The organism is Flavonifractor sp. An52, assembly GCF_002159385.1.
In the GTDB taxonomy this organism is placed as follows: domain Bacteria; phylum Bacillota; class Clostridia; order Oscillospirales; family Oscillospiraceae; genus Flavonifractor; species Flavonifractor avicola.
On record NZ_NFIB01000005.1, the window covers coordinates 35,425 to 58,622 of the forward strand.

Here is a 23,198-nt window from a genome sequence, read left to right on the forward strand (position 1 = left end):
AAAAGAACACCCGCTATACTTGACCATGAGAAAGAGTATCGTGAGGAGGGAGCAGCGTGAATATCCTGATCGTAACGGGTAAGTTCGGCATGGGCCACTGGTCGGCCTCCATGTCCCTGCGTCAGCAGCTGCTGCGGGCTTTCCCGGAAGCACAGGTGGAGGTCATGGACCTGATCGCCTATACCAACCACAACTCCGAGTCCATGTACAAGTGGTTCAATGTCCTGGTGACCCGGGGCAGCGGACTGTTCAACCTTTATTATAAGTTTACCCAGAACAAGGATTCCGACGAACGGCCCCTGAATGATGAGCAGTGCCCCGACCGGGTGGAGGAGCTCTTCGAGCGCAAGCGGCCTGATGTGATCATCGCCACTCATCCCATCTGTGCCCGCATTGTGGCCCGCTGGAAGAAGGAGACGGGGAGCAGCCTGCCCATGGTGACCTGCGTCACCGACCTGACCAGCCATTCCGAGTGGATCCACCGGGTTACCGACTGCTATCTGGTGGGTACCGAGGAGATCAGGGAGCGGCTGGCGGCCAAGGGGGTCAACCGGGACATCATCTATGTCACCGGTATTCCCGTCCGGGCGGAGTTCAAGCTGCCCGTCCACCGGGGCGACCGAAAGGAACGCAACCTGCTCATTATGGGCGGCGGCCTGGGCATGATGCCCCGGAAGGATTCCTTCTATGAGGCGCTGGACACCATGCCCGGCGTACATACCACCATCATTACCGGCCGCAACCAGAAGCTGTACGACCGGCTGGTCAACAAATATGAGAACATCCGGGTGATCGGCTTTACCGACCGGGTCTATGAATATATGGCCTGGGCCGACCTGGTGCTCACCAAGCCCGGCGGCATCACCATGTTTGAGAGCATTTTCTCCGAGCTGCCCATTCTGGCCTGGGAGCCCTTCCTGGAGCAGGAGAAGAACAACGCCCGTTTCCTGGTGAAGCGGGGACTGGGCCGTGTGGCGGCCAAGGAGCCCGACGAGTGCCTGACCGCCATTCGGGAACTGATTTATGACGACTATACGCTGGCGGATATGTCGGCTAAAATGCACGCATTGAAAGAACAGCTGGAGCAGGAGAGCCTGACCCATATCCTGGCCCGGCTCACTGCGGGAAAAGGGGTGTGCGCCTGATGGACAAACGGAAGAGCTTGGTCGGTATCGGGCTGATCCTGGCTCTCATGGCCTTTACCGGCTATATGCTGCTCCGGGATATGTCCTTCTCGCGGCTGGCCAGCACCCTGCGGCAGCTCAATCCGCTGTGGCTGCTGATGGGGCTGGGTATGATGTTTGTGTTTGTGGGCAGCGAGGCCCTGTGTTCCAGGATCGTTTTGGGGCGTCTGGGCCATAAGGTGCGCTACCGCCGCTGTCTGGGTTATTCCTTTGTGGGCTTTTATGTCAGTTCCATTACCCCCTCCTCTACTGGCGGTCAGCCGGCCCAGGTCTACTATATGTCCAAGGACAATATCCCGGCGGCCCACGGCGCGCTGAATATGATGCTCATCGCGGTGTGTTATCAGGCGGTGGTCATCGTCTATGCTCTGGCGGCGGCCCTGACCCACTTTTATCTGGTGCAGAATCTGGGGAGCGGTCTGGGACTGCTGCTGCTCTACGGTGTGGTGGTCAACGGAAGCCTGACGGTGGGAATGCTCTCCCTCATGTTCCTGCCCAACGCTGCCCGCAAGCTTACCGGCGGCGTGCTCAAGCTGCTGGTGAAGGTGCGCATCATCCGCAATGGGGACAAGGCCCGCCAGCGGCTGGAGAAGCAGATGGAAGAGTACCACAAGGGTGCCCAGTGCGTCAAACAGAATCCGGGCATGATGGTGGGCCTGGTGCTCATCACCATCGTCCAGCTCACCGCGCTCTTCTCCGTTCCTGTGGCGGTATATTACGCCTTCGGCCTGTCGGGTGCCAGTCCGCTGGAGATCATCGCCACCCAGGCGCTGGTGACCCTGGCGGTGGCCAATCTGCCGCTGCCCGGCGCCGTGGGCGCCTCTGAGGGCGGCTTTGTGACCGCCATGGCCCTCTTCTTCGGTTCCAGCCTGGTGACGCCTGCCGTGCTGGTGTCCCGGGGCATCAGCTTCTACTCCTTCCTGGTGATCAGCGCCATTGTCGCGCTGGCGGTCCATCTGCGGACCCGCCGCCAGCGGAGAATGGAGGATTCCACCCCTTACCCTAAGCAGGCCCGGGGGCCTATCGTGACCTGAAAAACGGCGTCCTATGGACGCCGTTTTTTCCTCTTGTGCCGCCGGGCCGGGTGCATTATAATCAGGGAGAAGAACAAAGGAGGCGGGATGATGTACTATTTGGGGATCGATCTGGGCGGCACCAACGTGGCTGCCGCTGTGGTGACTGAAAACGGTGAACTCTTGGGCAAGGTCAGTCTGCCAACCCCCCGGGGTGTGCCGGCGGAACAGGTAGCCGATCAGATGGCGGCAGCCTCCCGGGCGGCGGTGGAGCAGGTGGGCCTGTCCATGGATGATATTGAGTCGGTGGGCATTGGTTCCCCTGGTACCATTGAGCCTGATACCGGCGTGATCCGGTTCTGGTCCAACCTGGACTTTTCCAATGTGCCCCTCACCGCCCTGATGGAGGAGCGGCTGAACAAAAAGATCTACCTGGAGAACGACGCCAATGCCGCCGCTCTGGGCGAATTTGCCGCCGGCGCCGGCAAGGGCAGCCAGTCCATGATCGCCATTACCCTGGGTACCGGTGTGGGCGGCGGCGCTGTCCTCAACGGCAAGCTGTATACTGGCTTCAACTACGCCGGCATGGAAGTGGGCCACTTTGTCATTGAGCACGACGGCCGGCTGTGTACCTGCGGCCGGAAGGGCTGCTTTGAAGCCTACTGCTCCGCTACCGCCCTCATCAAACGGACCCGTGAGGTCATGGAGGAACACCCCGACTCCAAGCTGTGGGAGTTGGCGGGCACTCTGGAGGCGGTCAACGGCCGCACCCCCTTTGACGCCGCCGCCCTGGGCGACGCGGCCGCCGGAAAGGTCATCGATGAGTATGTGGATTACCTGGGCTGCGGTGTGGCCAGCCTGGTGAACATCTTCCAGCCGGAAGTGTTCTGCATCGGCGGTGGACCCTCCGCCCAGGGGGAGACGCTGATGGCTCCCGTGCGCTACATCCTGAATCGGGAGGACTACGCCCGCAACAGCGTCCACCGTACCCGGCTGGTGCGGGCGGCTCTGGGCAACGACGCCGGTATCATCGGCGCGGCCCTGCTGCCCCTTTTCCGATAAACCCAAACAGGGCCCGCCCTCCGGCGGGCCCTGTGCTTTTGGGGCGGCTTACTCCACCGGCTCGTAGCCGTCGCAGCAGTCGGGCGGTTCCTCTTCCTCTCCCGCCGCCGGACGGGGAAAGGCCAGCAGGGACAGGCCGAACAGCCCTGCCGCTCCCAGGGCTATGACCTGGAGCCGGTGCTCCTCCAGCCAGGGGCGGCGGTCGGCCAGAGCGGGCAGCTTGAGAGCGCCCGCGTACAGCAGGGCGGCTCCGCCGCCGCACAGCGCCAGCCGGAGCAGGACCTGCATCTTGTCTGAAATGGGCTCCATGGATACCCCTCCTTTGATTCCAGTATAGCGGAGAAGGAGGGGCTCCATGCCCCTGACTTAAGAAATTGTGGAGAATTGGTTAAGATTTATCCGGCGGCCTTGTATGCGCTGAAAAAATCGGCTATAATGTGACAAGATTTTGGAAATTGTCCGTCCTGAGGACGGAATTTACAGTATTGAGGGCGACTACATGAAAGGCAAGCAGAAACAGCATCCATCTCCTCAGGCTGTCCCCCGTCCCCGGCGGGATGTGCCCCGGGTGAGCGCCGATCCCAATCTGGGCCTGACCATGGCCCAGGTGCGGGAGCGCCAGCAGAACGGCTGGGCCAACGATCCGGTGGAATCCCCCACCAAGACCGTGGGGCAGATCGTGCGGGCCAACGTCTTTACCTTCTTCAACTTCATCTTTGTGGTGCTGGCTGCTCTGCTGATCTTTGTGGGATCGGTGGAGGACCTTTTGTTCCTGCTCATCGCCATGGCCAACACCGGCATCGGCATTTTGCAGCAGCTGCGCTCCAAGCAGACCATCGACAAGCTCAACCTGCTGGCCGCCCCCCGGGCCAACGTGGTGCGGGAGGGACAGCTGGGCTCGGTGCCCGCCGCCCATCTGGTGCGGGACGACGTGGCGGAGCTGGCCTCCGGCGACCAGATCCCCGCCGACGCCACGGTGCTGGCCGGTCAGGTCCAGGTCAACGAGGCCCTCATTACCGGCGAGGCCGACGCCATCGTCAAGCGGCCGGGAGACGCCCTGCTTTCCGGTTCCTTTGTGGTGGCGGGACGCTGCCGGGCCCGGCTGGACCGGGTGGGGGCCGACTCCTACGCCGCCCGCCTTACCCTGGAGGCCAAAAAGGACGTCACTGTGGGCAAGAGCGAGATGATGTCCTCTCTGGACAAGCTGATCCGGGTCATCGGTATCCTGCTCATCCCCATCGGCATTGCCCTCTTTGCCAAGGAATATTTTATTGTGGGCCGCACCTTCCAGGAGACGGTGGTGTCCACAGTGGCCGCCCTCATCGGCATGATCCCCGAGGGCCTCTACCTGCTGACCAGCGTGGCTCTGGCGGTGAGCATGATCCGGCTGGCCCAGGGCAAGGTGCTGGCCCAGGATATGAACTGTATCGAGACCCTGGCACGGGTGGACGTGCTGTGCGTGGACAAGACAGGCACCATCACTGAGCCCCGGATGGAGGTGGGCGAGGTGGTGTACCTGGACCCGGAAAAGTACGCCGAGACCGAGGTCACCGAGATCCTCAACGCCTTTTATCAGGTTTCCGAGGCGGACAACGATACTGCCCGGGCCATGCAGAAGAAGTTCCACGGCCGGTCGGCCTGGCACGCGGAAAAGGCCATCCCCTTCACCTCCGCCACCAAGTGGAGCGCCGCCGTCTTTCCCGGCCACGGCGCTTATCTGGTGGGCGCTCCCGAGTTCATCCTGGGGCCCCGGTACGGGGATCTGAAGGAGCAGGTGGACCCCTGGTCCGCCAAGGGCTACCGGGTGCTGCTGGCTGCCGAATACCAGGGGATGCCCGACCAGAAGGGGCTGGACCCCCGGCGGGTGTGCCCCATGGCCCTGGTACTGCTGTCCAACCGGGTGCGGGAATCGGCACCCAAGACCTTCCAGTTCTTTGCCGAGCAGAAGGTGGCCGTTAAGGTCATTTCCGGCGATAACCCGGTGACGGTGGCCGAGGTGGCCCGTCAGGCGGGCATCCAGGGGGCGGACCGCTATGTGGACGCCGCCACCCTCCACTCCGATGCCGACATGGACCGGGCGGTGCGGGAGTTTACCGTGTTCGGCCGGGTCACTCCCGACCAGAAGCGCAAGCTGGTCCAGGCCCTTCAGCGGGCGGGCCACACCGTGGCCATGACCGGCGACGGCGTCAACGACGTACTGGCCCTGAAGGACGCCGACTGCGGCATTGCCATGGCCTCCGGTGCGGAGGCCGCCTGCCACGCCGCTCAGCTGGTGCTCCTTAACTCCGACTTTGCCGCCATGCCCAAGGTGGTGGCGGAAGGCCGTCGGGTCATCAACAACATCCAGCGTGCCGCCGCCCTCTATCTGGTGAAAAACATCTTCTCCTTTTTCCTGTCCATCATCTCTCTGTTTGCCACCTTCCCCTACCCGGTGACCCCGCTGCAGATCTCCTTCCTCAGCGCCGTCACCATCGGCGTGCCCTCCCTCTTCCTGGCTCTGGAGCCCAACCACGCCCTGGTGAAGGGAAAATTCCTCACCAATGTGTTCCGGGCGGCCCTGCCAGGCGGCCTTACCGACCTGATTATCGTGCTGGGGCTGGAGGCCTTCTATCTGGCCTTCGGTTTCACCACCAACGAGTTGTCCACCATGTCCACCATTCTGCTGGTGGTCATCGGCCTGCTGGTGCTCTATCAGGTGTGTAAGCCCTTCGATTGGAAGCGGCGGGTACTGATGATCGCCATGTCTGCCTCCTCCGCGGTGGCCATTATCTGGTTTGGCGCCAGCTTTGGCCTGAGCCAGCTGACCATTCAGTCCTTCCTGGTACTGGTGGTGTTCCTGGGCCTGTCCTACCCGGTAATGAACGTGCTGCTGAAGGTATGCCAGTACGGCGCTCTGCTGTGGGACAAGGCCAGACACCTGCGGCACCGCACATGAGTTTGACGGTGCGTCCCTATCGCCCGTCGGACTGCCCCATTCTGGCGGAACTCTTTTATCAGACGGTCCATGGGGTGTGCGGGCGGGATTATACCCCGCAACAGCTGGATGCCTGGGCCGATGGCCAGGTGGATCTGGCGGCCTGGGATGCCTCCTTTCAGGCCCACACCACTTTGGTGGCGGAGTGGGACGGCGTCATTGTGGGCTTTGCCGACCTGGCCGACGGCGGCTATCTGGACCGGCTCTATGTACACAGGGACTATCAGCGTCGGGGGATTGCCGCCGCCCTGTGCGACGGCCTGCCCGGCGCCCGGCTGACCCATGCTTCTCTCACCGCCCGGCCCTTCTTTGAGCGCCGGGGCTGGCGGGTGGAGCGGGAGCAGCAGGTGGAACGCCATGGGGTCAAATTGACCAATTTTGTCATGGTATGGGAACCGCCCTGTGCGCTCATATGACAAGAAATTACCTTTACTTTTCCTCTGCGTCCTGATATAATGAGCGGAGAATTGAATCGTATCCGCAGTTGTGGCAGTGCCGCGAAAGGGGAAGCCGGTGCAAATCCGGCGCAGTCTTACCTCTACTGTAAGCGTGGACGAAGGCGCAAATACCATTGGCCCGTGGGGCTGAGAAGGTGCGCCGGAGGAGGAAACGCAAGCCAGGAGACCCGCTGCAGGGATACCGTATTGCGTAGCTCTGAGGTGGAGAGGTGCGGCATTTTTTCATTGAAAAAGGCCCTCCCCAAAGCTGGGGAGGGCCTTTTTGTGTCGAAGGAGGCGGTCTGGTGCTGGAACTGTATATCCCGGTGGGGAACAAGCAGCTGCGCTGCGGCTATACCACCGGCACTTGTGCCGCCGCCGCTACAGCCGGGGCGGTCCGGCTGCTGCTTACCGGGGAGGCTTTGCCCGCGGTGCGGGTGGATACCCCTGCGGGGATCACGGTGGAGGCTGAACTGCTGGAGCAGTCCGCCGGAACCGGCTGGGCCAGCTGTGCCGTCCGGAAGGACGGCGGGGACGACCCGGATGTGACAAACGGTACCCTGATTTTTGCCCGGGCGGAAAAAACCGGCGCCCCCGGCATTATCATCGACGGCGGTACCGGCGTGGGCCGGGTGACCCGGCCCGGACTGGACCAGCCGGTAGGCGCAGCTGCCATCAACTCCACCCCCCGGCGGATGATCCGGCACCAGGCGGAGGAGGAGATGGCCAGGGCGGGCTATACCGGCGGGCTGTCCATTACCATTTCGGTGCCGGAGGGGGAGGCCCTGGCCGCCCACACCTTCAACCCCCGGCTGGGTATTGAAGGGGGCATCTCCATCCTGGGTACCAGCGGCATCGTCCGCCCCATGAGCGAGGCCGCCCTCATTGACTCCCTCTACCTGGAGCAGGATATAGCCAAAGCCGCAGGCGTGACCGATCTGCTGGTTACCCCCGGCAACTACGGGGATTCCTTTGCGGAGGGGAACCTGGGGCTGGACCTGACCCACCGCTGCACCTGCAGCAATTATATCGGCCACGCCATCGACCACGCTGCCGGGCTGGGCTTCCGATCCTTCCTGCTGGTGGGCCACCTGGGCAAGCTGATTAAAGTGGCGGCGGGGAACATGAACACCCACTCCAAGGTGGCCGATGGCCGGCGGGAGACCCTCACCGCCCACGCTGCCCTGGCGGGCGGGAGCCCGGCGCTGCTGAAAGCCCTCTTTGCCTGCCCTACCACCGATGCCGGGGTGGAGCTGCTGAAGGAGGCCGGGCTGCTGGAGCCGGTGATGGCCTCCATCGCACAAGCCCTGGAGGAGGTATTACGCCACCGGGCCGGGCCGGACCTGGCCATCGCGGCGGTGTTCTTCTCCAACCAGTACGGACTGCTGGGAAAGACAACAGGGGCTGACAACTTGCTGGCTCTGCATCAACATCAATCGTAGGGGCGACTTTTACGGCCGTCCGCCGATACAGATAGGAGTTTCGATTATGGTACATTTCATCGGCGCGGGCCCCGGTGGGGCCGATCTCATCACCGTGCGGGGAGCTAAGCTGCTGGGGGAGGCGGATGTCATCATCTATGCCGGTTCCCTGGTGAACCCCGCCCTGCTGGATTATAAAAAGGAGGGCTGCCAGGTCTATGACAGCGCCAAGATGACCCTGGAAGAGGTCATCGAGGTGATGAAGGAGACCGAGGCCAGAGGGGGCACCACCGCCCGGCTCCACACCGGCGATCCCTCTCTGTACGGCGCCCACCGGGAGCAGATGGATGAGCTGGATCAGCTGGGCATCTCCTACGACGTGACTCCCGGCGTGTCCTCCTTCTCGGGAGCCGCCGCAGCCCTCTGCGCGGAGTATACTCTGCCTGACGTATCACAGTCGGTTATCATTACCCGTATGGCGGGACGCACTCCTGTGCCCGAGGGGGAGCAGCTGCGGAAGATGGCCTCCCATGGCTGTACCATGGTGCTCTTCCTGTCCACCGGCCTGCTGGAGCAGGTGGAGGAGGAGCTGATGGCGGGGGGCTATTCTCCCGATACCCCAGCGGCCATTGTGTACAAGGCCACCTGGCCGGAGGAGAAGGTGTACCGCTGCACTGTGTCCACTCTGGCCAAAGCCGCCAAGGAGAACCATGTAACCAAGACGGCCCTCATTACCATCGGTTATTTTCTGGGGAACGATTACCAGCGGTCCAAGCTGTACGACCCCACCTTTACCCATGAATTTCGGGAGGCCAGCAAGTGACGGCGGCCATCATCGCCTTTACCCGGCGGGGGGCGGTCTTGGGCCGTACCCTGGCCGACGCCTTGGAGGCCACCCTCCATGTGCCCGCCCGGTTCGCCCCCGAGGTGGGAGCGGAGGCCTACGACAGCCTGGAGGGCTGGACCGCCAAAGCCTGGACCGAGGAGGATGCCCTCATCTTTATAGGGGCGGCGGGCATCGCCGTTCGGGCCATTGCTCCCTATGTGAAGGATAAGTTTACCGACCCCGCCGTGGTAAGCGTGGACGAGGCTGGACGGTTCGTCATCCCCCTGCTGTCCGGCCATGTGGGCGGGGCCAACGAGTTAGCCATCAAAGTGGCCGCCCTCACGGTTGGTCAGGCGGCAGTGTCCACCGCCACCGACGTCAACGGCCTGTTCGCCGTGGACGTGTGGGCCAGGGAGCGGGACATGGTCATTACCGACCGGGTGCTGGCAAAAGAGGTGTCCGCCGCCCTGCTGGAGGGGAAGCCGGTGGGCTTTGTCAGCGACTTCGGCCACCCCTGCCCGGAGGGGCTGACCGGGGACCATGCGGAGCTGGGGGTGTGGGTCACCTATCGGAAAGGAAAGGGACCCTTTTCCCGCACCCTGCGGCTGGCCCCTAAGGGGCTGGTCCTGGGCATTGGCTGCCGGAGAGGAACTCCCATGGAGACCATCCAGGCGGCGGCGGATGAGGCCATGTCCGGCTATGAAGCCCAGGCGATGGCCCAGGTGGCCACCATTGATCTGAAAGAAAACGAGCCCGGCCTGCTGGCCTTCTGTGCCGCCCATAACCTGCCCCTGTCCGTCTTTTCGGCGGCGGAGCTGGAGCAGGCGGAGGGAATATTCACCCCGTCTGCCTTTGTGGCCCATATCACCGGGGTGGACAACGTGTGCGAGCGGGCGGCAGTGTGTGCCGGAGGGACTATTCTGGTGCCCAAGCAGGCAAAAAACGGCGTCACCGTGGCGGTGGCGGGAAGGAAGATCCTATGAAAAAAGTAACTGTCATCGGACTGGGCCCCGGCGGAGGCGCCGACCTCACCGGGCGGGCCCGGGCCGCTTTGGAAGGGTGCGACCTGATCGTGGGCTATACCGCCTATATCGAGCTGGTCAAGCCGGATTTCCCGGAGAAAGAGGTGCTGTCCACCGGGATGCGCCGGGAGGTGGACCGCTGCCGGGCTGCCGTGGAGGCCGCCCTCACCGGCAAGGACGTGGCGGTGGTGTGCTCCGGCGACTCCGGCGTGTACGGCATGGCGGGGCTCATCTACGAGGTGGCCCAGGACTATGAGCCCATCGAGATCGAAGTGGTGCCCGGCATCACCGCCGCCTGCGGCGGCGCCGCCGTGCTGGGCGCTCCTTTGACCCACGACTTCGCGGTGATCTCCCTGTCCGATCTGCTCACCCCCTGGGAGAAGATCGAGAAGCGTTTGAGTGCTGCCGCCCAAGCGGACTTCATGATCTGCCTCTACAACCCCTCCAGCCGGAACCGGCCCGACTATTTGCAGCGGGCCTGCGACATCCTGCTGCGGGACAAGGACCCCAACACCGTGTGCGGCACCGTCCGCAACATCGGCCGGGAAGGGGAGGAGGGCAAGCTCCTCACCCTGGCCCAGCTGCGGGACACCCAGGTGGATATGTTCACCACCGTGTTCATCGGCAACAGCCAAACCAAGGTGCTGGGCGGTAAGATGGTAACCCCCCGGGGCTACCTCCAGCGGGGGGAATAAGATGAACATCCTGCTCTTCGGCGGCACCGGCGAGGGGAGAGAGTTGGCCCAGTGGCTGCTGGGTCAGAAGATCCCCACCCTGGTGTGCGTGGCCACCGACTACGGCGAGACCCTGCTCCCCCCCCAGGCGGAGGCCCATGTGGGCCGGATGGACCGGGGGGAGATGGAGGCTCTGATGGCCTCCCGCCCCTTCACCCATGTGGTGGATGCTACCCACCCCTACGCCGTGGAGGTGACCGCCAACATCAAGGCGGCGGCGGAAGGGGCCGGTCTGCCCCTCCTGCGGCTGGTGCGCCAGTCCGACGGCGAGGATCTGTGCCACAAGGCGGGAGACATGGCCGGGGCGGCGTATATGCTGGAGCGGTTGCCGGGTAATGTGCTGCTCACCACCGGCAGCAAGGAGCTGGACGCCTTTGCCAGGCCCGGCCTGGTAGAGCGGTGCTATCCCCGGGTACTGCCCATGGCGGACTCCCTGGACCGCTGCCTGAAGCTGGGCTTTCCGCCCAAAAACATCATCTGTATGCAGGGCCCCTTCTCCAAGGAGCTGAATGTGGCCCTGCTGAAGCAATATCACATCAAGACTCTGGTGACCAAGGACACCGGGGGTTACGGCGGGTTCCGGGAGAAGGCGGAGGCCGCCCGTGAGGCGGGGTGCGCGCTGCTGGTGGTGGAGCGGCCCCGGGCCGAGACTGGCCTGACCCTGGAGGAATGTAAGGAAAAGCTGCTGCGGGAGGGAGAAGCATGAAAGTCTATCTCATCGGCATGGGCATGGGCGCCCCCGAGACCATGACGGTGTGGGCGCTGGAGACCGTCAAGGAGTGCTCCACCCTGGTGGGCGCTCCCCGGCTGCTGGAGCCCTTCCAGGAGAGCCACAGCTGCGTCCCTCTCATCGCCGGAAGCGATATCGCTGAATACATCGAAAAGCAGCAGGAGGGCCCCATCGGGGTGCTCCTGTCCGGGGACACCGGCTTCTACAGCGGAGCCAAGCGCCTGTGGGCCCTGCTGGGTAATCACGAGGTCATTACCATTCCCGGCATCTCCTCCCTCAGCTACTTCTGCGCCAAGCTGCACACCAGCTGGCAGGACGTGAAGATCGTCAGCGCCCATGGCCGCAGCCACAACGTGGTGGGGGAGATCCAGCGCAACAGCCGTACCTTTGCCCTTACCGGCGGAGCCACCAAGGCGGAGGACATCTGCAAGGAGCTGACCCGGCGTGGTCTGGGCGATGTTACCGTCTCGGTGGGAGAGCGGCTGAGCTACCCCGACGAGCGGGTGGTCACCGGCACCGCGGCGGAGCTGGCGGAGCAGTCCTTTGCCGACCTGTCGGTGGTGCTGGCCGAGAACCCCGACCCGGTGGTGCGGCCCTTCAACTCCCCCGGCCTGCCCGACGGCGCTTTCCTCCGGGGGGACGTGCCCATGACCAAGGAGGAGGTGCGCACCCTGGCCATCTCCAAGCTGCGGCTGGAGGAGCACCATGTGGTGTGGGACGTGGGGGCCGGCACCGGCTCGGTGTCGGTGGAGTGCGCCCTGGCCTGCCCCGCCGGGCAGGTGTACGCCGTGGAGAAGAAGGAAGAGGCTGTGGCCCTGCTGGAAGAGAACAAGGCCCGGTTCCACACAAGCAATCTGGTGGTGGTGCCCGGCACCGCTCCAGCGGCGTTGGAGGACCTGCCCGCCCCTGACCGGGTCTTTCTGGGGGGTACCTCTGGTGAGCTGGAGGAGATTTTAAATATCATCTTCCGGAAAAATCCCGCCGCCCGGGTGGTGTGTACCGCCGTTACCCTGGAGACGGTGGCCGAGGCCGCCCGGCTCTTCGCCCCCTTGGAGGGGGCTGATATGGTGCAGGTGTCCGCCACCCGCACCCGGCAGGCGGGCCGGTATCATCTCATGGACGCCCAAAATCCGGTGTGGATCTTCTCCGGGGAGGGACGCGCATGAGTACCCCCCGGCTGCTGCTGTGCGCCCCCGCCAGCGGAGGGGGCAAGACCACGGTTACCTGCGCCCTTTTGCAGGCCCTGATGGATCGAAGAATCAATCCCGTGGCCTTCAAGTGCGGCCCCGACTACATTGACCCCATGTTCCACAGCAAGGTTATCGGGGCCAAGAGCCGCAACCTGGATCTGTTCTTCCTGGGGGAGGACCGCACCCGGTCCCTGCTGGAGCACAACAGCGTGGGGTCCGGCCTGGCCCTCATCGAGGGAGTCATGGGCTACTACGACGGCATCGCCATGAGCCATGAGGCCAGCGCCTACCATCTGGCCAAAGCCACCCGCACCCCGGCGGTGCTGGTGGTGGATGGCCGGGGAAGCGCCCTCACTCTGTCCGCCGTGGTCCACGGCCTGAAAACCTTCCGGCCGGACAGCGGCATCCAGGGCGTTATCTTGAACCGGGTGTCCCCTATGCTCTACCCCCGGCTAAAGGAGTGCATTGAGGCCGAGACCGGCGTCACGGTGTACGGCTTCCTGCCCAGCCTGCCTGACTGCGCGTTGGAGAGCCGCCACCTGGGCCTGGTCACCGCCGACGAGGTGGCGGGCCTGAAGGAGAAGCTCCACAAGCTGGCCGCCCAGGCGGAGCAAACCATGGATCTGGACGGCCTGCTGGCCCTGGCCGCCTCCGCCCCCGACCTGGACGCCGGGCCTCTGGACCTGCCGGAGCCGGTAGAGGGTACGCCGGTCATCGCGGTAGCCCGTGACAAGGCATTCTGCTTCTACTATGCCGACGGCCTGGAGCTGCTGGAGAAGCTGGGAGCCAGGCTGGTGGAGTTCTCCCCTCTGGAGGACCAGGCTCTGCCGGAAGGCACTTGCGGCCTCTACCTGGGGGGCGGCTACCCGGAGCTGCTGGCAGAGCAGCTGAGCCAAAATACCGCCATGTTGGCCGCCATCCGGGACGCGATGGCGGGTGGCCTGCCCACCGTGGCCGAGTGCGGCGGCTTCCTCTACCTCCACGAGATGCTGGAAGATACCAACGGAACAGACTGGCCCATGGCGGGGGTGATCCCCGGCAGGGCCTGGAATACCGGCAAGCTGGGCCGGTTCGGCTATGTGACCCTCACCGCCCGGACCGACGGCCTGCTGTGTCAGGCGGGGGAAGAGCTGCCCGCCCACGAGTTCCACTACTGGGACAGCCAGCACCCCGGCGACAGCTTCCGGGCCCAGAAGCCGTTGAGCAATCGCGGGTGGGACTGCGGTGTTCATGCACCTACGCTGTACGCCGGTTTTCCCCACTTTCATTTCTGGGCCAGACCTGAGATGGCCCGCAATTTCGTGGCGGCGGCCCGCCGCTACAAGGAGGAATCGCTATGACACTGGAAGAAGTGGTCCGTTCCATTACCCCCGCCGATCAGAACGCGGCGGCACAGGCCAAGGCCCGCTGGGACTCCATCGCCAAGCCCCTGGGCAGTCTGGGCGCCCTGGAGAGCGCGGTAATCCGCATGGCGGCCATCACCGGCACCCCCAATGTGGACATCTCCAAGCGGGCGGTGGTGGTGATGTGTGCCGACAACGGCGTGGTGGCTGACGGAGTCACTCAGACCGGGCAGGAGGTTACCGCCATCGTGGCGGAGAATATGTCCACCGGTGACACCAGTGTGTGCGCCATGGGCCGGGCCGCCGGGGTGGAGATCGTGCCGGTGGATATCGGCGTGGCCACCCCCCTCCATGGAGAGAGGATCTTGCAGAGAAACATCCGCCGGGGCACCGCCAACCTGTCCCAGGGCCCCGCCATGACCCGGGAGGAGGCCGAGCGGGCCGTGCTGGTGGGTGTGGAAGTGGCCCGAGAGCTGTGTGACGGCGGCGTCAAACTGCTGGGCACCGGCGAGATGGGCATTGGCAACACCACCACATCCTCCGCCGTGGCCGCTGTATTTTTGAATAAAGAGCCGGAGGTCATGACCGGCCGGGGCGCCGGCCTGTCCAGCGAGGGCCTGGTGCGGAAGATCCACGCCATTGAGCGGGGCATCGCCGTCAATCAGCCCGACCCCAGTGATCCCATCGACGTGCTCCACAAGGTGGGCGGCCTGGATCTGGCGGGCCTGGCGGGTGTGTTCCTGGGCGGGGCCATATGCCATGTGCCGGTGCTGGTGGACGGCTTTATCTCCTCGGTGGCCGCCCTCATTGCTGTGCGGATCTGTCCCACCTGCAAGGATTATATGCTGGGTTCCCACGCCTCCGACGAGCCGGCCAGTAAGCTGGTGCTGGGCGAGCTGGGTCTGGAGCCCTTCCTCTACGCTGGTATGCGGCTGGGAGAGGGCACCGGCGCGGTGGCGGTGATGCCCCTGCTGGACATGGGCCTGGCGGTGTACCGGGAGATGGCCACCTTTGAGGCCGTGGACATTGAGGCCTACCAGCCCCTGAGCTGAGGCGGGCGACCATAAAGGCCGTCCCTACGAAATGGAGAATGCGTTATGCTGATCTTAGTCTCCGGCGGCTCGGCCAGCGGGAAGTCGGAATTTGCCGAATCTCTGGTGACCTCCTCCGGCCTGGAAAAGCGGATCTACCTGGCCACCATGCAGGTGTGGGACGCCGAGAGCGTCCGCCGGGTGGAGCGCCACCGGCAGATGCGGGCCGGTAAGGGCTTTGAGACGGTGGAATGTCCCACCAATCTGGCGGATATCATATTGCCTCCCGGCTGCGCCGCGCTGCTGGAGGATCTGTCCAACCTGTGCGCCAACGAGTACTTTTCCCCCGACGGAAAGGACGGCACTCTGGACCGGGTGCTCTCCGGCATCCGCCGGGCGGCGGAGCAGGCGGAGCTGCTGGTGGTGGTCACCAACGAGCTCTTTTCCGACGGCATGGATTACGACCCCGTCACCCTGGACTATCTGTCGGTGCTGGGGGAACTGAATCGCCGGGTAGCCGCCCTGGCGGGACAGGTCTACGAAGTGGTGTGCGGCATCCCCGTGGCGTGGAAAGGAGAACGTGCGTGAAAAGTCTCATCATTGCCTTTGCCATGTACTCCAAAGTGCCTATGCCCCGGGTGGACTGGGAAAAGAAGGCCCTGTCCTGGGCCCTGTGCTTCTTCCCTCTGGTGGGAGCGGTTATCGGTGCGGTGCTGTACGGCTGGATGGCCCTGGCCCGGTACCTGGGCTTCGGCCCCCTCTTCTTCGCCGCCTTCGCCTTGCTCATCCCCATCGCCCTCAGTGGCGGTATCCATCTGGACGGCTTCTGCGACACCTGCGACGCCCTGTCCTCCCACCAGACCAGGGAGCGCAAGCTGGAGATCTTGAAGGATTCCCACACCGGGGCCTTTGCCATCATCTGCTGCGGGCTCTACCTGCTGGTATTTTTCGCCTGCTGGAGTGAGGTGGCGGCAGCGGGGCGGGCCGCATTGGTGCTGGCGTTGGGGCCGGTGCTCTCCCGCAGCCTGTCCGGTCTCTTTGCCGTTACCCTGCCCAACGCCCGGGGCACCGGCCTGCTGGCCACCTTTACCGACACCATGGATACCGCCAAGGCCCGTGGCGTCATGGTGATCTGGGTGGTGGCCTGCGTGGCCGCCATGCTGTGGCTGGACCTGTGGACCGGCGGCGCCGCCCTGCTGGGGGCAGGACTGGCCTGCCTGTACTATCGGGTCATGAGCCAGCGGCAGTTTGGAGGCGTCACCGGCGATCTGGCTGGCTTCTTCCTCCAGATCTGCGAGCTGGGCATGGTGCTGATGGTGGCTGTGGTCCAGAAAATCGAGGTGTTGGTATGATACTCATCGTTGGCGGTGCGGGCCAGGGAAAACTGGACTATGTGCTGCAAAAAACCGGATATACCCCAGACCAGGTGGCCCATACCCCGGAGGAAGCCAGAACCAAGCCCGTCTTTGACGGCCTGGAGCAGTGGCCTCACCTGGACGAGGAGGAGCTGCTGACCGCCAATCCCGACCTGATCCTCATCTGCGATGAGGTGGGCTGCGGCGTGGTACCCATCGACCCGGCCCAGCGGGCCTGGCGAGAGGATGTGGGTCGGCTGTGCTGCCGCCTGGCTAAGCGGGCGGAGCGTGTGGAGCGCATTTTCTGCGGCCTGCCCATGACCCTGAAAGGAGACAAACCATGGAACTGATCCTCATTCGGCACGGAACCACCCAGGGCAACCTGGAGAAGCGCTTTGTGGGCACTTTGGATGTACCGCTCACCCCCCAGGGGGAGGAGCTGGCCCGTAAAGTGGGGCCCACCCTGCCCTATGTGGAGCACATCTACCGCTCCCCCCTGATGCGGTGCCGCCAGACGGCAGAGCTGCTGTGGCCGGGGGTGGAGACCACCGTGATCGAAGAGCTGCGGGAGACCGACTTCGGCCCCTTTGAGGGGAAAAACCACGAGGAGCTGAAGGACGATCCCCTGTATCAGGCCTGGATCGGCCAGGGCGACCGTTTGAACTTTGCTGCTATGCCGGTAGGGGAGACCGCCGAGCAGGTGGTGGAGCGGGTATCCATCGGCCTGGGGAAGCTGGCCAGGGATGCCGCTGCCCGCGGCTTTGAGCGGGTGGGCGTGGTGTCCCACGGCGGGGCGCTGATGGGCCTGCTGTCCAAGTATGGCCGCCCGGAGCGGGAGTATTACGGCTGGATGTGCCCCAACTGCGGTGGCTTCCGTATGGCCCTGGACCCGGATACCCTGGAACTGACGGTGCTGGAGGAGTACAAGGGATGAGTTGGTGGATCAGTCATTTGACGGCGCTGCTCATTGGCTTCTGCCTGGACCTGCTGCTGGGGGACCCCCACTGGGCCCCCCACCCGGTGCGGGCCATCGGCGCCCTCATCTCCGTGCTGGAGAAGGGACTGCGGAAGATTTTCCCCAGGTCTCACGGCGGTGAGCTGGCAGGGGGCGTGGTGCTGGTGCTTCTCACCCTGTTCATCCCCACCGGCCTGACGGTGCTGCTGCTGTGGGGGTGCTGGCTGGTCAGCCCCTGGCTGTCCCTGGCGGTGGAGAGCGTGATCAGCTACCAGCTGCTGGCCACCAAGTCTCTGGCCGCCGAGAGCCGTAAAGTGTACGATGCCCTCAAGACCGGGGATCTGGATAAAGCCCGGTACGCTGTTTCCATGATCGTAGGCCGGGACACCGACCGGCTGGACGAGGCCGGGGTAACCAAGGCGGCGGTAGAGACGGTGGCGGAAAACGCCTCCGACGGCGTCATCGCCCCCCTCATCTTCCTGGCCATCGGCGGCGCGCCCCTGGGTATGTTCTATAAGGCCGCCAACACCATGGACTCCATGGTGGGCTATAAAAACGACAAATATCTCTACTTTGGCCGGGCGGCGGCCAGGTGGGACGACGTGCTCAACTTCCTGCCCGCCCGCATCTCCGGCGTGCTCATGTGCCTGGGGGCTGTGGCGGCGGGGTATGACGGGAAGAATGCCTGGCGTATTTTCAAGCGGGACCGGAAAAAGCACAAGTCCCCCAACTCCGCCCACACCGAGGCCGCCTGTGCCGGCGCCCTCCAGCTCCAGCTGGCGGGCCCCAACTGGTACTTCGGCAAGCTGGTGGAGAAGCCCTACATCGGGGACGATCAGCGGCCCCCGGAGCCCCTGGACATCCTGCGGTCGGGCCGGATTTTGTATGCCACCGCCTTTTTCGCCCTGCTGCTCTTCTGCGGGGTGCCTCTGTTGATTTTATTGTTCCCCTGAGGGCAAAGGCCCGCAAGGGCCACGAAAAGGAGCGTTGTTATGCCAGTCTACACCCACGGCGGGGATATCCTCACCGCCCAGGCTGCCTATGGCGGGGAGGTCCTGGACTTTTCCGCCAACCTGAACCCCTTGGGGATGCCTGCCCCGGTGGCGGAAGCGGCCCGGCGGGCGGCGGACCAGTCGGCCTGCTACCCGGACCCTCTGTGCCGGGACCTGCGGCGGGCCATTGCCGCCCACGACGGGGTGGGGGAGGAGCAGGTGGTATGCGGCAACGGCGCCGCCGACCTGATCTTCCGATTGGTGTTTGCGCTGAAACCGAAAAAAGCTCTGGTTACCGCCCCCGCCTTCTCCGAATATGAGGAGGCCGTGACCTGCGTGGGCTGCCAGGTGGCCCGGTATACCCTGGACCAGAGCAGGAACTTCGACCTGGACGCTGGCTTCGTGGACGCCATCGAACCGGGCATCGACCTGGTGTTCCTGTGTACCCCCAACAACCCCACCGGGCGGTTGATCGGCCAGGATCTATTGGAAGAAGCGGTGAAGCGGTGCGGTGCTGTGGGTGCGGTGCTGGTGGTGGACGAGTGCTTCCTGCCTCTGGCCGCCGGCGGGCCGGGGCTGGCCCCCTGGCTGGCCAACCACCCCCATCTGGTGCTGCTGCGGGCCTTCACCAAAAGCTACGCCATGGCGGGTCTGCGGCTGGGCTACTGCCTGACGGCCAACGAGGGACTGCGGGAGCAGCTGGGCAAATTTGCCCAGCCCTGGAGCGTGTCCACCCCCGCTCAGGCGGCGGGTGTGGCCGCCCTGACCTGCTGTCCCCACTGGCCGGCGGAGGGCAGGCGCCTTGTGGAAAACTCCCGGCCCGGTCTGGCCGCCGGTCTGACGGCGGCAGGCTGTACCGTGATTCCCGGGCAGGCCAACTATCTCCTGTTCCGGCTGCCCGGCGTAGCCGATTTGAAAGAGAGACTGCTGGAGCGGGGGGTGCTCATCCGCTCCTGCGCCAACTACTACGGCCTGGGCTCCGACTGGTACCGGGTGTGCGTCCGGGGCGAAGAAGAAAACCGGCGGCTGCTGGCCGCCCTCAGCGAGGTGCAGTGATGGCAAAGGCAATTATGATCCAGGGTACCGCCTCCAACGCCGGCAAGTCTCTGCTGGCGGCGGGACTGTGCCGCATCTTCAAGCAGGACGGCTACAAGGTGGCCCCATTCAAGTCCCAGAACATGGCCCTCAACTCTGCCATCACCCCCGACGGGCTGGAGATGGGCCGTGCCCAGGTCATGCAGGCCGAGGCGGCGGGGGTGGCCCCCGATGTGCGGATGAACCCCATCCTCTTGAAGCCCACCAGCGATGTGGGCTCCCAGGTCATCGTCAATGGCATTCCCCGGGGTACTATGAAGGCCGGAAATTACTTCAAGTATAAGAAAAACCTGATTCCCGACGTGATGGAGGCCTATTCCTCTCTATCGGAGGAGTATGATATCATCGTCATTGAGGGGGCGGGCAGCCCGGCGGAGATCAACCTGAAAGAGGACGATATTGTCAACATGGGCATGGCCCGGCGGGCCAAGGCTCCTGTGCTGCTGTGCGGCGACATCGACCGGGGCGGCGTGTTCGCCTCCCTCTACGGCACGGTGAAGCTGCTGGACCCCGACGAGCAGGACCTGATAAAGGGCCTCATCATCAACAAGTTCCGGGGCGATGTGGAGATTCTCCGCCCCGGCCTCACCCAGCTGGAGGAACTGGCGGGCAAGCCGGTGCTGGGGGTGGTGCCCATGCTGGAGGTGGACGTGGACGACGAGGACTCCCTGTCCGCCCGATTGTCCAGATCCGGTAAAGTTAGCCTGGTGGACGTGGCGGTGATCCGCCTGCCCCGGCTCAGTAATTTCACCGACTTCAACCCCCTGGAGCGGATGGAGGAGGTCTCCCTCCGCTATGTGGGGAGCGCAGGGGAACTGGGCCACCCGGACCTCATCATCCTGCCCGGCACCAAGAATACGATGGACGATCTGCGGTGGCTGCGGCAGAGCGGCCTGGAAAGCGCCATTTTGAAGCACGCCGCCAAAGGCGGCGCGGTGGTGGGCATCTGCGGCGGCTATCAGATGCTGGGCAGCACCGTCTCCGACCCGGACGGGGTGGAGGGGGGCGGCACCCTGGCAGGGCTGGGCCTGCTGCCCTCTGAGACTGTGTTCCAGGGGGAGAAGACCCGCACCCAGGTGACCGGCACCTTTGCCGCTGCCGACGGTATCTTTGCTCCCATGGCCGGTGTGGCCTTTGAGGGCTATGAGATCCATATGGGCAAGACGGAGAGCGACGCCCCGCCGCTGGTGAGCTTTACCACCCAGACCGGGGAGGCACACACCGACGGCCTGAGCAACCGCAACGTGTGGGGCTGCTACGTCCATGGTATTTTTGACAAGGCCGGCGTGGCCTCTGCTCTGGTGAACTGCCTGCTGAAAGCCAAGGGTCTGGAGGGCCAGGCCGCCAGCGTGGACTGGCAGGAGTACGCCCAGCGGCAGTATGACAAGCTGGCGGACGGCCTGCGGGCCAGTCTGGACATGGAGCGGATCTACCGCATCCTGAACGGGGAGGAATGACCCATGAAAAAGATAGAGTTGCAGCGGGTGGCCCCCGCTGACATTGAGGCCAGAAGTATGGAGATCATCGGTCAGGAGCTGGGGGACCGGGAGTTTCCCGCTGACCAGCTGCCCATCATCAAACGGGCTATTCACACCAGCGCCGACTTTGACTACGCCGACAACCTGGTGTTCTCTCCTGACGCGGTGGCGGCGGGCATCGCCGCCATCAAGGGGGGCTGCACCATCGTCACCGATACCCAGATGGCCTTTTCCGGCATCAACAAGAAGGTGCTGGAGAAGTTTGGCGGCAAGGCCGTATGCTTTATGTCCGACCCGGACGTGGCCGCTGAGGCCAAGGCCCGGGGGGAGACCCGGGCCACCGTGTCCATGGAGCGGGCCGCCCAGCTGGAGGGCCCCCTGGTGCTGGCCATCGGTAACGCCCCCACCGCCCTGGTGCGGATCTGCGAGCTGATTGAAGAGGGGAAGATGGCCCCTGCTCTGGTGATCGGCGTGCCGGTGGGCTTCGTCAATGTGGTGGAGAGCAAGGAGCTGCTCCTCACCATGGATACCCCCCACATCGTGGCCCGGGGCCGCAAGGGTGGCAGCAACGTGGCTGCCGCCATCTGCAACGCCCTGCTCTATCAGGCCAGCAACAACGTACGGGAGTGAAGGATATGAATACACAAGCCCTTCTGGCGGTGTCCTTCGGTACCAGCCACCGGGACACCCTGGAAAAGACCATCGCCGCCATCGAGAAGGCTCTGGCCGCCGCCTTTCCGGAGCGCACCCTGCGCCGTGCCTTCACCAGCGGTATGATCCTGCGGAAGCTGGAAAAAGAGGGCACCCACATCGACGATGTACCCGCCGCCCTGGAGAAGCTGGCGGCGGAGGGATACACCGACGTGCTGGTCCAGCCCACCCATATCATGAACGGCGACGAGTATGACAAGATGATGGACCTGGCCGCCCCCTTTGCGGGGAAGTTTGAGAAGCTGACCTTCGGCCGCCCCCTGCTCACCGAGACCGGGGACTATCTGGACGCGGTGGAGGCTTTGCTCCACGACCTGCCGGAGGCGGAGGAGGGCAAGGCCATCCTCTACATGGGCCACGGCACCGAGCATTTCGCCAACTCCTGCTACGCCCTGCTGGAGTATGTCTTCCACGACCTGGGCCGGAAGGACGTCGTCATCGGCACGGTAGAGGGCTACCCCGGCTTTGGAGAGGCAGTGCGCCGCATCCAGGAGCTGGGCGCTACCAAAGTAGAGCTGCGTCCCCTGATGATCGTGGCGGGCGACCACGCCAAAAACGACCTGGCAGGCGATGAGGAGGACTCCTGGAAGTCCCTGCTGGAGCAGGAGGGCTACGCCGTCAACTGCGTGCTCCAGGGCCTGGGAGAGTTCCCCAGCATCCAGGCCCTCTTTGTCAAGCACGCCGGAGAGGCAAAACAACTCCAGGCGTAAGCCTGTTTTGCATAGAGGGCTGGGAAAAGGGAAGCCGGGTGGAAATCCCGCGCAGTCCCGCTGCCGTAAGAGAAGAGCCGCCGGGCACCATGTCACTGGGGAAACCTGGGAAGACGCGCGGCGGCAGAGAGACTCAAGCCGGAAAACCTTGCCCGGCCCGGAAACCACCCACCTACGAGTGATAGGAAAGGATGAGACAACCATGAAAACTCTGACTGCCAACAAAACCGTCCGCGCCGCGGCGGTGCTGGTGGGGCTGCTGGGTCTGATGACCATGAGCGCCTCCGCCATGCACATCGCCGAGGGTATGCTGCCGGTGAACTGGGCCATTGGCTGGGGCGCGGTGTGCGTGCCCTTCGTGGTGGCCGGCTTCTTCTCCATCAAGAAGAAGATCGATCAGGCCCCCCGGGCCAAGATCCTGCTGGCCATGTGCGGCGCCTTCGCCTTCGTGCTGTCCGCCCTGAAGATCCCCTCGGTGTCCGGCTCCTGCTCCCACCCCACCGGTGTGGGCCTGGGCGCCATCCTGTTCGGGCCCCTGGTCATGACGGTGCTGGGGCTGATCGTGCTGCTCTTCCAGGCCCTGCTGCTGGCCCACGGCGGCCTCACCACCCTGGGCGCCAACGTATTCTCCATGGCCATTGCCGGGCCCATCGTGTCCTGGCTGGTCTATAAGCTGCTGCGGAAGGCCAAGGCTCCTGCCGCTGTGGCGGTGTTTGCCGCCGCCGCCCTGGGTGACCTCTTCACCTATGTGGTCACTTCGGTCCAGCTGGGGGTCATCAACGGCGGCATGGTGAAGTTCCTCACCATCTTTGCCGTGACCCAGATCCCTCTGGCCATTGCCGAGGGCCTGCTTACCGTGGTGATCTTCAACGTGCTGGAGAAGTACAGCAAGACCGAGCTCCATGAGCTGCAGGTGCTGTAAGGAGGGGACGGAT

The 23,198-nt window shown here is 64.3% G+C and carries 24 protein-coding genes and 2 riboswitches; of the genes, 23 read left to right on the forward strand and 1 reads right to left on the reverse strand.

Translation table 11 applies throughout. From position 1 onward, the window contains the following. The first annotated feature begins 56 nt into the window (after positions 1-56). The 3 genes from B5G06_RS02955 to B5G06_RS02965 all read left to right on the forward strand — a co-directional run bounded on the left by B5G06_RS02955 (position 57) and on the right by B5G06_RS02965 (position 3,259). Entirely contained in the window at positions 57-1,145 is a 1,089-nt protein-coding gene (locus B5G06_RS02955; RefSeq protein WP_087187605.1) for an MGDG synthase family glycosyltransferase, read from the forward strand. After that, the gene (locus B5G06_RS02960) at positions 1,145-2,218 is read left to right on the forward strand and encodes a lysylphosphatidylglycerol synthase transmembrane domain-containing protein (RefSeq protein WP_087187606.1); all 1,074 of its coding nucleotides are present in this window, start codon (positions 1,145-1,147) and stop codon (positions 2,216-2,218) included. Before B5G06_RS02955 ends, B5G06_RS02960 begins: the two co-directional genes overlap by 1 nt. A 90-nt stretch (positions 2,219-2,308) precedes the next feature. Then, entirely contained in the window at positions 2,309-3,259 is a 951-nt protein-coding gene (locus B5G06_RS02965) for an ROK family protein (protein ID WP_087187607.1), read from the forward strand. A 48-nt stretch (positions 3,260-3,307) separates the two neighbouring features. On the opposite strand, the gene B5G06_RS02970 is transcribed toward B5G06_RS02965, so the two are convergent. Further along, entirely contained in the window at positions 3,308-3,568 is a 261-nt protein-coding gene (locus B5G06_RS02970) for a hypothetical protein (protein WP_087187608.1), read from the reverse strand. Positions 3,569-3,758: 190 nt separating this feature from the next. On the opposite strand from B5G06_RS02970, the gene B5G06_RS02975 reads away from it, so the two are divergent. The 20 genes from B5G06_RS02975 (at position 3,759) to B5G06_RS03070 (ending at position 23,185) form a co-directional block, all read left to right on the forward strand. Further along, positions 3,759-6,194, forward strand: coding sequence for a cation-translocating P-type ATPase (locus B5G06_RS02975; protein WP_087187609.1), 2,436 nt, complete (start codon positions 3,759-3,761; stop codon positions 6,192-6,194). A 2-nt stretch (positions 6,195-6,196) separates the two neighbouring features. Next, entirely contained in the window at positions 6,197-6,649 is a 453-nt protein-coding gene (locus tag B5G06_RS02980; protein ID WP_087187610.1) for a GNAT family N-acetyltransferase, read from the forward strand. 48 nt (positions 6,650-6,697) lie between these two features. Next, positions 6,698-6,881: riboswitch (cobalamin riboswitch) on the forward strand. Positions 6,882-6,975: 94 nt separating this feature from the next. Continuing rightward, positions 6,976-8,112 (forward strand): cobalt-precorrin-5B (C(1))-methyltransferase CbiD, encoded by a 1,137-nt coding sequence (gene cbiD / locus B5G06_RS02985; protein WP_343286349.1) that lies wholly within the window; start codon positions 6,976-6,978, stop codon positions 8,110-8,112. A 46-nt stretch (positions 8,113-8,158) separates the two neighbouring features. Further along, positions 8,159-8,914 carry a precorrin-4 C(11)-methyltransferase gene (cobM, locus tag B5G06_RS02990; protein ID WP_087187611.1) on the forward strand — a complete coding sequence of 252 codons (756 nt, stop codon included), beginning with the start codon at positions 8,159-8,161 and terminating at the stop codon, positions 8,912-8,914. Continuing rightward, complete coding sequence (locus B5G06_RS02995; protein ID WP_087187612.1) at positions 8,911-9,900, forward strand: cobalt-precorrin 5A hydrolase; 990 nt, start codon at positions 8,911-8,913, stop codon at positions 9,898-9,900. Before cobM ends, B5G06_RS02995 begins: the two co-directional genes overlap by 4 nt. Next, positions 9,897-10,634, forward strand: a complete 738-nt coding sequence (gene cobJ, locus B5G06_RS03000; RefSeq protein WP_087187613.1) for a precorrin-3B C(17)-methyltransferase — start codon at positions 9,897-9,899, stop codon at positions 10,632-10,634. Before B5G06_RS02995 ends, cobJ begins: the two co-directional genes overlap by 4 nt. A gap of 1 nt (position 10,635) precedes the next feature. After that, on the forward strand, positions 10,636-11,379 hold the full coding sequence (gene cobK / locus B5G06_RS03005; protein WP_087187614.1) for a precorrin-6A reductase: 744 nt from the start codon (positions 10,636-10,638) through the stop codon (positions 11,377-11,379). Further along, positions 11,376-12,569, forward strand: a complete 1,194-nt coding sequence (cbiE, locus tag B5G06_RS03010) for a precorrin-6y C5,15-methyltransferase (decarboxylating) subunit CbiE (RefSeq protein ID WP_087187615.1) — start codon at positions 11,376-11,378, stop codon at positions 12,567-12,569. The genes cobK and cbiE overlap by 4 nt, the downstream gene beginning before the upstream one ends. Next, on the forward strand, positions 12,566-13,933 hold the full coding sequence (locus B5G06_RS03015) for a cobyrinate a,c-diamide synthase (RefSeq protein WP_087187616.1): 1,368 nt from the start codon (positions 12,566-12,568) through the stop codon (positions 13,931-13,933). Before cbiE ends, B5G06_RS03015 begins: the two co-directional genes overlap by 4 nt. Further along, positions 13,930-14,988, forward strand: a complete 1,059-nt coding sequence (gene cobT, locus B5G06_RS03020) for a nicotinate-nucleotide--dimethylbenzimidazole phosphoribosyltransferase (protein WP_087187617.1) — start codon at positions 13,930-13,932, stop codon at positions 14,986-14,988. The genes B5G06_RS03015 and cobT overlap by 4 nt, the downstream gene beginning before the upstream one ends. Before the next feature lie 45 nt (positions 14,989-15,033). Next, on the forward strand, positions 15,034-15,555 hold the full coding sequence (locus B5G06_RS03025; RefSeq protein WP_087187618.1) for a bifunctional adenosylcobinamide kinase/adenosylcobinamide-phosphate guanylyltransferase: 522 nt from the start codon (positions 15,034-15,036) through the stop codon (positions 15,553-15,555). Then, on the forward strand, positions 15,552-16,319 hold the full coding sequence (locus B5G06_RS03030; RefSeq protein ID WP_087187619.1) for an adenosylcobinamide-GDP ribazoletransferase: 768 nt from the start codon (positions 15,552-15,554) through the stop codon (positions 16,317-16,319). Before B5G06_RS03025 ends, B5G06_RS03030 begins: the two co-directional genes overlap by 4 nt. Beyond that, positions 16,316-16,672, forward strand: a complete 357-nt coding sequence (locus B5G06_RS03035) for a bifunctional adenosylcobinamide kinase/adenosylcobinamide-phosphate guanylyltransferase (protein WP_087187620.1) — start codon at positions 16,316-16,318, stop codon at positions 16,670-16,672. Before B5G06_RS03030 ends, B5G06_RS03035 begins: the two co-directional genes overlap by 4 nt. Beyond that, complete coding sequence (locus B5G06_RS03040) at positions 16,663-17,256, forward strand: histidine phosphatase family protein (RefSeq protein ID WP_087187621.1); 594 nt, start codon at positions 16,663-16,665, stop codon at positions 17,254-17,256. Before B5G06_RS03035 ends, B5G06_RS03040 begins: the two co-directional genes overlap by 10 nt. After that, the gene (gene cbiB / locus B5G06_RS03045) at positions 17,253-18,230 is read left to right on the forward strand and encodes an adenosylcobinamide-phosphate synthase CbiB (RefSeq protein WP_087187622.1); all 978 of its coding nucleotides are present in this window, start codon (positions 17,253-17,255) and stop codon (positions 18,228-18,230) included. The genes B5G06_RS03040 and cbiB overlap by 4 nt, the downstream gene beginning before the upstream one ends. Positions 18,231-18,269: 39 nt before the next feature. Further along, positions 18,270-19,325, forward strand: a complete 1,056-nt coding sequence (gene cobD / locus B5G06_RS03050; protein ID WP_087187623.1) for a threonine-phosphate decarboxylase CobD — start codon at positions 18,270-18,272, stop codon at positions 19,323-19,325. After that, positions 19,325-20,821 (forward strand): cobyric acid synthase, encoded by a 1,497-nt coding sequence (locus tag B5G06_RS03055; RefSeq protein ID WP_087187624.1) that lies wholly within the window; start codon positions 19,325-19,327, stop codon positions 20,819-20,821. Before cobD ends, B5G06_RS03055 begins: the two co-directional genes overlap by 1 nt. A 3-nt stretch (positions 20,822-20,824) precedes the next feature. Then, positions 20,825-21,472 carry a precorrin-8X methylmutase gene (locus B5G06_RS03060; RefSeq protein WP_087187625.1) on the forward strand — a complete coding sequence of 216 codons (648 nt, stop codon included), beginning with the start codon at positions 20,825-20,827 and terminating at the stop codon, positions 21,470-21,472. Between the two features lie 5 nt (positions 21,473-21,477). Next, on the forward strand, positions 21,478-22,263 hold the full coding sequence (locus B5G06_RS03065; RefSeq protein ID WP_158094657.1) for a sirohydrochlorin cobaltochelatase: 786 nt from the start codon (positions 21,478-21,480) through the stop codon (positions 22,261-22,263). Next, a riboswitch (cobalamin riboswitch) is annotated at positions 22,239-22,434 on the forward strand. Its footprint overlaps the gene before it by 25 nt. A 97-nt stretch (positions 22,435-22,531) precedes the next feature. Next, complete coding sequence (locus tag B5G06_RS03070) at positions 22,532-23,185, forward strand: energy-coupling factor ABC transporter permease (protein ID WP_242955329.1); 654 nt, start codon at positions 22,532-22,534, stop codon at positions 23,183-23,185. The last annotated feature ends 13 nt before the right edge of the window (positions 23,186-23,198 follow it).

Excerpts from the sequence above, each read along its gene's own strand:
- B5G06_RS02960 (WP_087187606.1), top strand. The coding sequence starts at position 1,145 with ATGGACAAACGGAAGAGCTTGGTCGGTATCGGGCTGATCCTGGCTCTC.
- B5G06_RS02965 (WP_087187607.1), top strand. The coding sequence starts at position 2,309 with ATGTACTATTTGGGGATCGATCTGGGCGGCACCAACGTGGCTGCCGCT.
- B5G06_RS02970 (WP_087187608.1), bottom strand. The coding sequence starts at position 3,568 with ATGGAGCCCATTTCAGACAAGATGCAGGTCCTGCTCCGGCTGGCGCTG.
- B5G06_RS02975 (WP_087187609.1), top strand. The coding sequence starts at position 3,759 with ATGAAAGGCAAGCAGAAACAGCATCCATCTCCTCAGGCTGTCCCCCGT.
- cobM (WP_087187611.1), top strand. The coding sequence starts at position 8,159 with ATGGTACATTTCATCGGCGCGGGCCCCGGTGGGGCCGATCTCATCACC.
- cobJ (WP_087187613.1), top strand. The coding sequence starts at position 9,897 with ATGAAAAAAGTAACTGTCATCGGACTGGGCCCCGGCGGAGGCGCCGAC.
- cobK (WP_087187614.1), top strand. The coding sequence starts at position 10,636 with ATGAACATCCTGCTCTTCGGCGGCACCGGCGAGGGGAGAGAGTTGGCC.
- cbiE (WP_087187615.1), top strand. The coding sequence starts at position 11,376 with ATGAAAGTCTATCTCATCGGCATGGGCATGGGCGCCCCCGAGACCATG.
- B5G06_RS03015 (WP_087187616.1), top strand. The coding sequence starts at position 12,566 with ATGAGTACCCCCCGGCTGCTGCTGTGCGCCCCCGCCAGCGGAGGGGGC.
- cobT (WP_087187617.1), top strand. The coding sequence starts at position 13,930 with ATGACACTGGAAGAAGTGGTCCGTTCCATTACCCCCGCCGATCAGAAC.
- B5G06_RS03025 (WP_087187618.1), top strand. The coding sequence starts at position 15,034 with ATGCTGATCTTAGTCTCCGGCGGCTCGGCCAGCGGGAAGTCGGAATTT.
- B5G06_RS03035 (WP_087187620.1), top strand. The coding sequence starts at position 16,316 with ATGATACTCATCGTTGGCGGTGCGGGCCAGGGAAAACTGGACTATGTG.
- B5G06_RS03040 (WP_087187621.1), top strand. The coding sequence starts at position 16,663 with ATGGAACTGATCCTCATTCGGCACGGAACCACCCAGGGCAACCTGGAG.
- cbiB (WP_087187622.1), top strand. The coding sequence starts at position 17,253 with ATGAGTTGGTGGATCAGTCATTTGACGGCGCTGCTCATTGGCTTCTGC.
- cobD (WP_087187623.1), top strand. The coding sequence starts at position 18,270 with ATGCCAGTCTACACCCACGGCGGGGATATCCTCACCGCCCAGGCTGCC.
- B5G06_RS03055 (WP_087187624.1), top strand. The coding sequence starts at position 19,325 with ATGGCAAAGGCAATTATGATCCAGGGTACCGCCTCCAACGCCGGCAAG.
- B5G06_RS03060 (WP_087187625.1), top strand. The coding sequence starts at position 20,825 with ATGAAAAAGATAGAGTTGCAGCGGGTGGCCCCCGCTGACATTGAGGCC.
- B5G06_RS03065 (WP_158094657.1), top strand. The coding sequence starts at position 21,478 with ATGAATACACAAGCCCTTCTGGCGGTGTCCTTCGGTACCAGCCACCGG.
- B5G06_RS03070 (WP_242955329.1), top strand. The coding sequence starts at position 22,532 with ATGACCATGAGCGCCTCCGCCATGCACATCGCCGAGGGTATGCTGCCG.